Origin of the sequence: Citrobacter sp. CK194 (assembly GCF_030333395.1) — a bacterium.
Lineage (GTDB): Bacteria > Pseudomonadota > Gammaproteobacteria > Enterobacterales > Enterobacteriaceae > Citrobacter_B > Citrobacter_B koseri.
The window spans coordinates 21373-33113 of the sequence record NZ_JAOWGA010000003.1 but is presented as its reverse complement, the minus strand read 5'-3'; the positions used below and the strand labels follow the sequence as shown (position 1 = coordinate 33113).

Here is an 11741-nt window from a genome sequence, read left to right as displayed (position 1 = left end):
CGGCCTACAAAATAGTCCGTAGGCCCGGTAAGCTATCCGCCGTTATGGTTCAGAAGCTGTATTTCACCCCCAACATCGCTGCGGTATCGCTGTAACTGTTGTCGCCTACCTGCTGAGCTACATTCCCCCACACCTGCAAACGCGGGTTAATTTGCCCTTCCACACCAACTTTCAACTCACCAATATTTTTAGTGCCGCTGATTTCATCCCGGATCGCCCCCATCTGGACGCTCTGGTTATGGGTATTGTGGAGCCAGTTTGCTTCAACAAACGGCTGAAACTCGCGGTCTTTGCCATCATCAATGGCGTTATGGCCTTTCAGGTATGCGCGCACACCGAGTCGGGTCATCAGGTTGCCGTCAGTTTTGTCTTTCACCTGAGTGCCGTTGCTTTCACGGTGCGAGTCAGCCTGCACGTCCATCCAGGTCACCTGGGCTTTTGGCTGGAGCCAGTAACTCGTACGCTCGCTTTCGCCTATCAGGAAGGTGTATCCCCCTTCGATGGATGCCGTGATACCGTCAGATTTGTATTTTTCACTGGCAAGATGGTCACCCTGCACGGTGTTATCAAACCAGTTATAGAGCACCCAGCTATCCAGATACGTCCCGGTTTTATCCGCTTCATTCGCATACCACGTCGCATACACCCCCGCGCTGTAGCCGTTCACATGACCGCGTGAAGCGTAGCCATTATGGGTGTTATGCGTTTTACTTTTCTGATTGGCGTAACCTGCCATCACACCCAGATGCCAGCGGTCGAGGCCATCGCTGCTCCACTGCGCCAGGTCGCCGCCAATCTGCAATACATAGCGATTAGCCTGCGTTTTCAGCTGCTTGCTGCCATCAGTAAAACGCATATGACCACCTACGTTACGCATCCACATGCTGGTCGCTTTCTGCTCACCCGTTAATATGTCGGTGTACTGGGTTTCACCCAGGCGATCGTGCAGACGGGTGATAAACAGCGTATTGGCGGCATAGTTGTTCGCCAGATAGCTACCAAACTCCGGGCGGTATTGATGTTCACCAGGTTCAGGCGCTGGCGGCAGCGGTGGCTCTGGTGGCGCAGGGGGGTCAACAGGATCGACCGGTCCTGGCGGCGTTGGTGGTTCCACGGGATCAACCGGCCCTGGTGGTGCTGGCGGATCCACCGGGTCAACCGGTCCCGGCGGTGTTGGTGGCTCGACCGGGTCCGGGTTTTCTGGTTCCGGCTCAGGTTCTGGTTCTGGCTCCACCGGGCTTAGCTGGCTGGTGAGATACCAGTTGCTGGCATTTTTCACCACGTCATAGTCATAGCCGCCCGCCACAATACGTCCGGCTTTGGTGAACGTTCCGTCGGAAACGCCCTCAACGTCCACAATCTCAATGCCGTTAAGGGTCAGATCGCCCACACCGCCGATGTTATTGATGCCTACGTTGGTATTGCCGGAGGTATCCCCTTTGACGATCAGTTTATCGGTAAAAGAGTCATCGCCTTCAAGCACGGTGTTCAACACCAGTAACGCATCTGTGCCGGTGTAGTTGCCCATCACGGTCAGGGTTTTAAAGGTACTTTCGTCATCGCGGGACACGCCATCTGCGCTATAACGCAATGCGGCCTGGTTCAGCGTCAGAGTAGAGACCACAGAGTTACCGGTCATCGTCCATTCGCTGTTTGCACCGTTCATGTTGAGATTTATTGTGGCACGAAGCGATGTTGTATTTTCCAATTGTGATGAGTTGGCTATACCGACAAACTGGCTGCCATCATCCATTGTAAGGTCAATAATACCACTCGAACGCGCATACAAATTGCCCTCAATATCATAGATACCAGAGCTTGCGGTATCCGTTGCGGCATCCCAGGAGCGGATTAAACCTTTACTTTGGTAGGCATACATCGCATAGGCATTATTGCCTGTCACTTTAATGGTTGTATTCCCACCCAGATTTACTCTGGAAAAGTCACTGTTGGCGTAAGCATAGATACCATTCGCCCCGTTCCCGGTTGTCGTGATATCAGTGTTATTAAGGTTAATCTCACCTTTTCGTCCCGCATAAACCCCATGAGCATTCGAACCAGAAGTGGTGATTTTTGCAGTCCCATTGATCGTGACATCCGCAACGCCTGCCGCGCTACCAAATAAATCTCCAGGATCTTTACCAGCATAAATACCATAGCCAGAATTTGCACCACCATTACCTCGGGTTACAACATCAGCATTCCCATGAATAATAATAGAAGATTTCGCACTTGTATTTACTCTGGAGATATTTGCGCGTAGTCCCATGCCGTCAGAAGCATCGACAGAAACATTACCGCTGACTTCAACAACAGAGTAAGCGCTGTTAAGTTCGCGTCCCAGATTAATCCCATCAGAACTGGTTCCGGTCGTGGTAATCTTGATATTTTCCGCTTCCAGCCTCCCCCCTACGTTTTTGGAGTGAATACCGTCAGCTTCAGATCCCGTGGTGTTAATTACCAGGTCTTTAAATTTGTACCCCGTTGAATCAAGATAGACTCCCCACCCCTGAAGTGGTGTGGTTATACCATTCTGGCTGGTATTAATTAATACTTCATCAAACGTGGTGTAATCACGAGAACCACCATTCAGAGGATTACCAAAATAATAGATCGTCGTATCATCGCAGAAAAACTGCGTACTGGAGGATTGGCTACATCCTGCTGCCAGAACGTGTCCGCTCAACCCGCTCAACGCCAGCGCACTGGCGATACAGAGCGCAAGCTTTGCCGGGATCGGCGTTTTTTGAATAAGACGAGAAGATTTCATGAGAGCCACCTTTTCCGTAAGGCTTTTTTATTCGGATAAAAGCATCAAAGACGCGTGCATAAGATATTTATAAAAGGCGAAATCCATCCGCTCATCTTTAAATAATTAAAGAGTCAGAGTTCAAAGGCGTAATGAATTGTCACCTTAGCAGAATAAATACAAGTATTCATTTAATCTGTCAATGTACGGCAGGGTCTCATGAGATAACAGTAAATAAAATGCACCTTATTTATTTGCATTATTCTTAATAACTGTTTTTATAAAATAAAAGCATCCCCGGCAGGAAAATAAATGTCTTATAAAACAACAGCTATCAGGGTAACAATAAGCAGGCGGATTTTATTTTAAGATTTTTATATCACCACCAGGATGATTATATATTTGGCAAAAAGGTGAAAAAGAACCGTCTAAAAAGACGGTTCTTTTTATAACCCCTTCAGACTGACGTTGCGTCATCCTGGCCTGGGCTAACCTGGACAATCTCAACCTGCTGTGACTGAAGCAGGTTATGCAATGCCGGGCCAGGGTACTCATCAGTAAACAGCGCCGTTACCTGCGACACGTTGCCAATCTCTACCGCTGCGGAAGCATGGTATTTCGTATGATCGGCAGCAAGGAGAATATGCCGGGAGTGAGCCATCATGGTTTTCACCACGCTGGCTTCATTGACGTCAAACTCCAGCAACGCGCCATCGCTTTCTATCGCGCCGACGCTGGTGACAAGATAGTCCGCACGAAACCCCGCCACAAACGCCGTCGCAGAAGGGCCGATAATGCCGCTGTTATGCGGGCGAAGCGTTCCGCCAGGCACCATCACTTCAAAACGCGGATTATTGTACAGAATATGCGCCACACGCAGGCTGTTAGTGATAATTCGCAGATGATTGTGGTTTAACAGCGCCCGCGCTACCTGCTCAACGGTCGTACCAATGGTGATAAAGACCGTGGAGCCGTCTGGAATATAGTCCGCCACCGCTTCCGCGATGGCTTTTTTCTCTTCCGTCCAGGAGACTTCTCGCTGCTCAAAGGCGGTATTCACAACGCTGGAAGCCCGTCCCGCGCCACCGTGATGACGCGTAATCAATCCCTGATCGCTCAGTTTGCGAATATCGCGACGCACGGTCTGCGTGGACACATCCAGCAGACCTGCCAGCTCGTCAATATTCATGTAACCGCGCTCGCCAATCAGCGCCAGCAACTGATCATGCCGTGGGTTACCGGTCAGTTCAGTAAGACTCATGCAAATTCCTCGAAAAACCATTGCCTTACATTTTATACAAAAAGTGACAGAAAAGATCGGGTTTGATCACAGTCAGGGATTCCGGCACGCCCGCCTGGTCGGGTGCATTTCAGTGCGGCCACGCCGCTGGCAAACCTGACGGCCTCTTCGACTGGCGTTCCACCTGCCAGGCTAAAGGCGAGCGCACCGTGAAAAACATCCCCCGCGCCGGTGGTGTCGACCACCTCTACCGGGAATCCGGGTTGATGCCGAAAGACATTATCGTCTAACCAGTCGCATCCTTCACCGCCGCGCGTGACATAGACATGTCCATTTGTGAGCATTTGTGATTTTTTTAACGCGCTTACGGTATCCTGTATTCCCGTCAGACGCGTCAGACCCGGTTCAGAGAAGGCGGCATGATCGCTTAACGCCACCAGCTCGCTGATATCCTGTGGCGTCACATCGCCATCCAGAACCGTCATGACTCCGGCCCGGCGCGCCAGCGTGAACGCCCGTTTCGCCCCTTCATGCCAGCGAACATCCGCCAGCACCACATCCCATTGAGAAAAGTCGATCTCATTAAGCCAGTCAGCGTCATGCAATAAATCCGGGCTAGGGTAATTGATGATAATCCGCTCCCCTTTCGCATCGACGATGACCGCAGACTGTGAGGACTTCGCCCCCGCGTAACGCCGGGTATAGCGGGTATTTACCCCCAGGGATTCCAGCTCCGCCAGCAGGCTGCTTCCGGTGTCGTCATCTCCCACACGCCCAATAAAGTCCACCTGCGCCCCCAGTTTCGCCGCAGCCACTGCGGCAGTTGCAGCAGGCCCGCCGCCCACTTCCGTATAACGTTTCGCCACATATTTACCTCCTTCAGTCGGTAAACCTTCAACGTAATAGATGCGATCCATCACTGTGATACCCACACAAGCAACACGAATCATGGTCATTCCTTAAGCATTTCGGGATGCGATTATTTTAATTTCGCAAAATGTTTAAAAAGTGACGGCTGTCAATTTTTTGACCATAAATTACAAATACGATCAAAAACAGACAAAATCAGCGTCACGCAAGTGACAAAAAATGACATTCACGTTTCAGGAGAACGATATGGCAGTGATTGCATTTGTCGGATTAGGCCAGATGGGTTCGCCCATGGCGAGTAATTTGCTCAAGCAGGGCCATCAGCTCAGCGTCTTTGATGTGAACCCCGACGCCATACAGACCCTGGTGGAAAAAGGCGCTCGTCCTGCCAGCAGCCCGGCGCAGGCGGCGAAAGAGGCCGAGTTTGTCATCACAATGCTGCCTAATGGCGATCTCGTTCGCAGCGTGTTATTCGGCGATCAAGGCGTTTGCGAAGGCTTGTCGCAGGACGCGCTAGTGATCGATATGTCCACCATCCATCCGCTACAGACGGACAAACTTATCGCAGATATGTGTGCCAGAGGGTTCAGCATGATGGATGTCCCGGTCGGTCGAACATCCGATCACGCCATTGCGGGGACGTTGCTATTACTGGCAGGCGGCAGCGCAGAACAGGTGGAGCGCGCAACGCCGGTACTGATGGCGATGGGCAATGAATTGATTAACGCTGGCGGCCCCGGCATGGGGATTCGCGTAAAGCTTATCAATAACTATATGAGCATCGCGCTGAATGCGCTTTCTGCCGAAGCCGCCGCGTTATGCGAAGCGCTGGGCCTCTCCTTCGACGTCGCGTTAAAAGTGATGAGCGGAACCCCGGCAGGCAAAGGCCACTTCACCACCTCCTGGCCCAACAAAGTGCTGAAAGGCGACCTTTCTCCCTCCTTCATGATCGATCTGGCGCACAAAGACCTGGGGATTGCGCTGGATGTTGCCAACCAACTGCATGTGCCGATGCCGCTCGGCGCCGCATCCCGTGAAGTTTATAACCAGGCTCGCGCCGCCGGTCGTGGCCGGGAAGACTGGACAGCCATTCTTGAACAGGTGCGTAACAGCGCCGGATTACCGAACAAATTCAAAATGTAACGACTGAATAAAGGAAAACTGAATGAACAACTACACCATCAAAGACATTACGCGCGCATCCGGCGGCTTTGCCATGCTGGCGGTCGATCAGCGTGAAGCGATGCGCTTAATGTTTGCAGCTGCTGGTGCGAAGTCTCCTGTTGCCGACAGCGTACTGACGGATTTCAAAGTGAATGCCGCAAAAGCGCTGTCTCCTTATGCCTCCGCTATTCTGATTGACCAACAGTTCTGTTACCGCCAGGTGGTGGAGCAAAACGCGATTGCGAAAAACTGCGCCATGATCGTCGCCGCCGATGCGTTCATTCCCGGCAATGGCATTCCTGTCGATAGCGTCGTCATTGATAAAAAAATCAATCCACAAGCGATAAAGCAAGATGGCGGTAAAGCACTAAAACTGCTGGTGCTCTGGCGCAGCGATGAAGACGCCCAACAGCGTCTTGATATGGTCAAAGAATTTAATGAGATGTGCCACAGCAATGGTCTGGTGAGCATTATCGAACCGGTTGTGCGCCCACCTCGCCGTGGCGATAAGTTCGACCGCGAACAGGCCATCATTGATGCCGCAAAAGAGTTGGGCGACAGCGGCGCGGATCTCTACAAAGTTGAAATGCCGCTGTACGGCAAAGGCGCGCAGCACGACCTTCTCGCCGCGTCACAGCGCCTGAACGAGCATATCAATATGCCGTGGGTCATCCTCTCTTCCGGTATTGATGAAAAATTGTTCCCTCGGGCGGTCAGAGTCGCAATGACCGCAGGCGCATCCGGTTTTCTGGCGGGTCGCGCCGTCTGGTCATCGGTGATTGGCCTGCCGGATACCGAACTGATGCTGCGTGATATTTCTGTGCCTAAGTTGCAGCGTTTGGGTGAGATCGTCGACGAAATGATGGCCCGCCGTCGTTAATGTGAGGATGAAAGCATGAAATGGTTTAACACGTTGAGCCACAACCGCTGGCTGGAGCAAGAAACCGATCGCATTTTTGACTTTGGGAAAAAATCCGCAGTACCTACCGGTTTCGGCTGGCTGGGAAATCAGGGACAGATCAGAGCGGAGATGGGTACGCACCTGTGGATTACCGCCCGTATGCTGCACGTTTATTCCGTTGCAGCATCGATGGGCCGTCCGGGCGCATATCAGTTAGTCGAGCATGGTATTAACGCGCTGAACGGCGCGTTACGCGATCGGCGCTACGGCGGCTGGTATGCCTGTGTAAACGATGAAGGCGTGATGGACGCCTCCAAACAGGGATATCAGCATTTCTTCGTCCTGTTAGGGGCGGCAAGCGCCGTCACCACGGGCCATCCACAGGCCAGAAAACTGCTGGATGACGCGATCGAGGTCATCGAAAAATACTTCTGGAGCGAAGAGGAGCAAATGTGCCTGGAGTCCTGGGACGAAGCCTTCAGCCAGACCGAAGATTACCGTGGCGGCAACGCCAACATGCATGCCGTAGAGGCTTTTTTGATCGTGTACGACGTGACCCACGATCGTAAATGGCTCGACCGCGCGCTGCGCATCGCCTCCGTCATTATTCACGATGTGGCCCGCAACGGTGACTACCGCGTCAACGAGCACTTCGATGCGCAGTGGAACCCCATCCGCGATTACAACAAAGATAACCCTGCCCACCGTTTCCGCGCTTACGGCGGCACGCCGGGGCATTGGATCGAGTGGGGTCGCCTGATGCTGCACCTGCATGCGGCCCTGGAAGCGCGTTTTGAAACTCCTCCCGCCTGGCTGCTGGAAGATGCCAAAGGGTTATTCCACGCCACCCTTCGCGACGCCTGGGCGCCCGATGGTGCAGACGGCTTCGTCTACTCCGTGGACTGGGACGGCAAACCGATTGTACGTGAAAGGGTGCGCTGGCCGATTGTGGAAGCAATGGGCACCGCTTACGCCCTGTATACCCTCACCGGCGATAGCCAATACGAAGCCTGGTATCAGAAGTGGTGGGATTACTGCATCACTTATCTGATGGACTACGAGAACGGTTCGTGGTGGCAGGAGCTGGATACCAATAACCAGGTGACCACCAAAGTGTGGGACGGCAAGCAAGATATTTACCACCTGCTGCACTGCCTGGTGATCCCGCGCCTGCCGCTGGCGCCGGGGCTGGCGCCCGCCGTTGCTGCGGGTCTGCTGGATAGCAACGCGAAATAACAATATGACATGCCGGATGGCGACGTTAAGGCGTCTTATCCGGCCGACGAGCGCCGTGCTAACCGTAGGCAAGAGCGCTGCCGTCCGGCAACATTGAGGATAGAAAACTTATGCATACCCTACACAATATCACCCTGACAACAACCGATGGCGGCTTCACCCTGAGCTGGCAAGATCGTCTGTTGCTATCCCACAGCGCAGAAAATCCCTGCCTGTGGATCGGCGCCGGCGTCGCCGATATCGACATGTTTCGCGGTAATTTCAGCATAAAAGATAAGCTGAATGAGAAAATCGCGCTGACTGACGCAACGATAAGCCAGTCCCCGGATGGCTGGTTGATCCATTTCAATCGCGGCGATGCCATCAGCGCAGCGTTACACATCGCCACCGATGAGGCGGGCCGCCTGACGCTGAAACTGCAAAACAGCGCTCTTACCCATAACCGCATCTGGTTACGCCTGGCCGCCCAGCCAGAAGATCACATCTATGGCTGCGGCGAACAATTCTCTTATTTCGATTTACGCGGCAAGCCTTTCCCGCTCTGGACCAGCGAACAAGGCGTCGGGCGCAACAAAAACAGCTATGTCACCTGGCAGGCGGACTGCAAAGAAAACGCGGGCGGGGATTACTACTGGACCTTTTTCCCACAGCCCACTTTTGTCAGCACGCAAAAGTACTACTGCCACGTCGATAACAGCTGCTACATGAATTTCGACTTTAGCGCGCCGGAATACCATGAGCTGGCGCTATGGGAAGACAACGCCACCCTGCGTTTTGAATGCGCCGACAGCTACATCGCCCTGCTGGAAAAATTGACGGCGCTGTTAGGCCGCCAGCCGGTGTTGCCGGACTGGGTTTACGACGGCGTGACGCTCGGCATTCAGGGCGGCACCGACGTCTGCCAGCAGAAGCTGGACACCATGCGCAACGCAGGCGTGAAGGTGAATGGCATCTGGGCGCAGGACTGGTCCGGCATCCGCATGACCTCTTTCGGCAAACGCGTGATGTGGAACTGGAAGTGGAACAGCGACAACTATCCGCAGCTGGATACCCGTATCAAGCAGTGGCAAGAAGAAGGCGTGCAGTTCCTCTCCTACATCAATCCTTACGTCGCCAGCGATAAAGATCTTTGCGCCGAAGCGGCCAGACACGGTTATCTGGCAAAAGACGCTGCGGGCGATGACTATCTGGTTGAGTTCGGCGAGTTTTATGGCGGCGTCGTGGATTTGACCAATCCTGAAGCCTATGACTGGTTCAAGAATGTCATCAAGAAAAACATGATTGAGCTGGGTTGCGGCGGCTGGATGGCGGATTTCGGGGAATACCTGCCAACCGACACTTACCTGCATAACGGCGTCAGCGCGGAAATTATGCATAACGCCTGGCCGGCGCTGTGGGCGAAATGTAACTACGAAGCGCTACAAGAGACCGGCAAGCTGGGCGAGATCCTGTTCTTTATGCGTGCGGGTTATACCGGCAGCCAGAAATACTCCACCATGATGTGGGCGGGCGATCAGAACGTCGACTGGAGTCTGGACGACGGTCTCGCCTCCGTGGTGCCTGCCGCATTGTCGCTGGCGATGACGGGTCACGGTCTGCATCACAGCGATATTGGCGGTTATACCACCCTGTTCGACATGAAGCGCAGTAAAGAGCTGCTGCTGCGCTGGTGTGACTTCAGCGCCTTCACCCCGATGATGCGTACCCACGAAGGGAACCGCCCCGGCGATAACTGGCAGTTTGATGGCGACGCGGAAACCATCGCCCACTTTGCCCGTATGACAACCGTCTTTACCACCCTGAAACCGTATCTCAAACAGGCGGTGGCGCAGAACGCCAGAACCGGTCTGCCGGTCATGCGCCCGCTGTTCCTGCACTACGAGGACGATGCGCAGACCTACACCCTGAAATATCAGTATCTGCTGGGTCGCGACCTGCTGGTTGCGCCGGTCCACGAACAAGGACGCCGCGACTGGACGCTATATCTGCCTGAGGATAACTGGATCAACGCGTGGACGGGCGAAACGCTTCGCGGCGGCGAGATTACCGTGGACGCGCCGCTCGGCAAGCCTCCGGTCTTTTACCGTGCAGAGAGCGAGTGGGTATCACTGTTTGCCTCTTTACGCACTATCTAATACGGCTCGCCCGTGGGGAAACTCACGGGCATATGGAGAAAAATAATGAGTCAAACGTCATCAAATCCGGCGACCCTACGCTTGCCGTTTAAAGAAAAACTTGCCTATGGGATGGGTGATTTAGGCTCCAATATCCTGCTGGATATTGGTACGCTTTATTTACTTAAGTTTTATACCGATGTGCTGGGTCTACCGGGCACGTATGGCGGTATTATTTTCCTGATCGCCAAATTCTTTACCGCCTTCACCGATATGGGCACCGGGATTATGCTCGACTCGCGGCGTAAAATCGGCCCGAAAGGCAAGTTCCGTCCGTTCGTGCTCTATGCCGCGTTTCCGGTGACCCTGCTGGCCATCGCCAACTTTGTTGGCACGCCGTTTGAAATCACCGGTAAGACGGTGATGGCGACGGTGCTGTTTATGCTGTACGGCCTGTTCTTCAGCATGATGAACTGTTCGTATGGCGCGATGGTGCCCGCCATTACCAAAAACCCGGATGAGCGCGCCTCGCTTGCCGCCTGGCGTCAGGGCGGCGCCACGCTCGGCCTGCTGCTGTGCACCGTCGGTTTTGTTCCGGTGATGAATCTGATCGAAGGGAACGCACAGCTAAGCTATATTTTCGCCGCCACGCTGTTCTCACTGTTTGGCCTGCTGTTTATGTGGCTCTGCTACGCAGGCGTCAAAGAGCGCTATGTGGAGGTAAAACCGGTTGAAGCGACCGAAAAACCGGGGCTGCTCCAGTCGTTTCGCGCCATTGCCGGGAACCGTCCGCTGTTCATTTTATGTATCGCGAATCTCTGCACCCTGGGCGCTTTCAACGTTAAGCTGGCGATCCAGGTGTATTACACCCAGTACGTACTGAATGACCCGATCCTTCTCTCCTGGATGGGCTTTTTCAGCATGGGCTGCATTTTCATCGGCGTCTTTTTAATGCCCGGCGCGGTAAGACGCTTCGGCAAGAAAAAGGTCTACATCGGCGGCCTGCTGGTTTGGGTTATCGGCGATCTTCTCAACTACTTCTTTGGCGGCGGCTCGGTCAGTTTTGTCGCGTTTTCCTGCCTGGCGTTTTTCGGTTCAGCGTTTGTGAACAGCCTGAACTGGGCGCTGGTCTCCGACACGGTGGAATACGGTGAATGGCGCACCGGCGTGCGTTCAGAAGGAACGGTATACACCGGTTTTACCTTCTTCCGTAAGGTGTCTCAGGCGCTGGCGGGCTTCTTCCCCGGCTGGATGCTGACCCAAATCGGCTACGTGCCCAATGTGGTGCAATCGGCAGGCACTGTCGAAGGTTTGCGGCAGCTGATCTTCATTTATCCGTGCGCGCTGGCGGTGATAACCATCATTGCAATGGGGTGTTTCTACAACCTCAACGAGAAGATGTATGTCCGCATCGTTGAAGAGATAGAAGCCCGTAAACAAACGGCTTAACAATGATAATAAAGGCGC

Annotated in this window: 8 protein-coding genes; 5 read left to right on the top strand and 3 right to left on the bottom strand. The window is 53.6% G+C overall.

Features of this window, described 5'->3' with window-relative positions; all coding sequences use genetic code 11:
* Positions 1-49: 49 nt before the first annotated feature.
* The 3 genes from OGX80_RS00155 to OGX80_RS00145 form a co-directional block, all read right to left on the bottom strand.
* Entirely contained in the window at positions 50-2770 is a 2721-nt protein-coding gene (locus OGX80_RS00155) for an autotransporter outer membrane beta-barrel domain-containing protein (protein WP_115182262.1), read from the bottom strand.
* A 436-nt stretch (positions 2771-3206) separates the two neighbouring features.
* Complete coding sequence (locus OGX80_RS00150) at positions 3207-4010, bottom strand: DeoR/GlpR family DNA-binding transcription regulator (RefSeq protein WP_012133927.1); 804 nt, start codon at positions 4008-4010, stop codon at positions 3207-3209.
* 32 nt (positions 4011-4042) lie between these two features.
* The gene (locus OGX80_RS00145; protein WP_115182263.1) at positions 4043-4939 is read right to left on the bottom strand and encodes a sugar kinase; all 897 of its coding nucleotides are present in this window, start codon (positions 4937-4939) and stop codon (positions 4043-4045) included.
* A 166-nt stretch (positions 4940-5105) separates the two neighbouring features.
* Between OGX80_RS00145 and yihU the strand changes: the two genes are divergently transcribed.
* The 5 genes from yihU to OGX80_RS00120 all read left to right on the top strand — a co-directional run bounded on the left by yihU (position 5106) and on the right by OGX80_RS00120 (position 11723).
* Positions 5106-6002, top strand: a complete 897-nt coding sequence (gene yihU, locus OGX80_RS00140; RefSeq protein WP_110494842.1) for a sulfolactaldehyde 3-reductase — start codon at positions 5106-5108, stop codon at positions 6000-6002.
* A gap of 22 nt (positions 6003-6024) precedes the next feature.
* Complete coding sequence (yihT, locus tag OGX80_RS00135) at positions 6025-6903, top strand: sulfofructosephosphate aldolase (RefSeq protein ID WP_047459903.1); 879 nt, start codon at positions 6025-6027, stop codon at positions 6901-6903.
* 15 nt (positions 6904-6918) lie between these two features.
* Positions 6919-8160 (top strand): sulfoquinovose isomerase, encoded by a 1242-nt coding sequence (gene yihS / locus OGX80_RS00130; RefSeq protein WP_115182264.1) that lies wholly within the window; start codon positions 6919-6921, stop codon positions 8158-8160.
* Positions 8161-8270: 110 nt separating this feature from the next.
* Positions 8271-10295, top strand: a complete 2025-nt coding sequence (locus tag OGX80_RS00125) for an alpha-glucosidase (RefSeq protein WP_115182265.1) — start codon at positions 8271-8273, stop codon at positions 10293-10295.
* Positions 10296-10340: 45 nt separating this feature from the next.
* Positions 10341-11723: an MFS transporter gene (locus tag OGX80_RS00120; RefSeq protein WP_012133934.1), complete on the top strand. Its 1383-nt coding sequence runs from the start codon at positions 10341-10343 to the stop codon at positions 11721-11723.
* Positions 11724-11741: the final 18 nt, after the last annotated feature.

Coding starts and splice junctions, on each gene's coding strand:
- yihU (WP_110494842.1), top strand. CDS start 5,106: ATGGCAGTGATTGCATTTGTCGGATTAGGCCAGATGGGTTCGCCCATG.
- yihT (WP_047459903.1), top strand. CDS start 6,025: ATGAACAACTACACCATCAAAGACATTACGCGCGCATCCGGCGGCTTT.
- OGX80_RS00145 (WP_115182263.1), bottom strand. CDS start 4,939: ATGATTCGTGTTGCTTGTGTGGGTATCACAGTGATGGATCGCATCTAT.
- OGX80_RS00150 (WP_012133927.1), bottom strand. CDS start 4,010: ATGAGTCTTACTGAACTGACCGGTAACCCACGGCATGATCAGTTGCTG.
- yihS (WP_115182264.1), top strand. CDS start 6,919: ATGAAATGGTTTAACACGTTGAGCCACAACCGCTGGCTGGAGCAAGAA.
- OGX80_RS00125 (WP_115182265.1), top strand. CDS start 8,271: ATGCATACCCTACACAATATCACCCTGACAACAACCGATGGCGGCTTC.
- OGX80_RS00120 (WP_012133934.1), top strand. CDS start 10,341: ATGAGTCAAACGTCATCAAATCCGGCGACCCTACGCTTGCCGTTTAAA.
- OGX80_RS00155 (WP_115182262.1), bottom strand. CDS start 2,770: ATGAAATCTTCTCGTCTTATTCAAAAAACGCCGATCCCGGCAAAGCTT.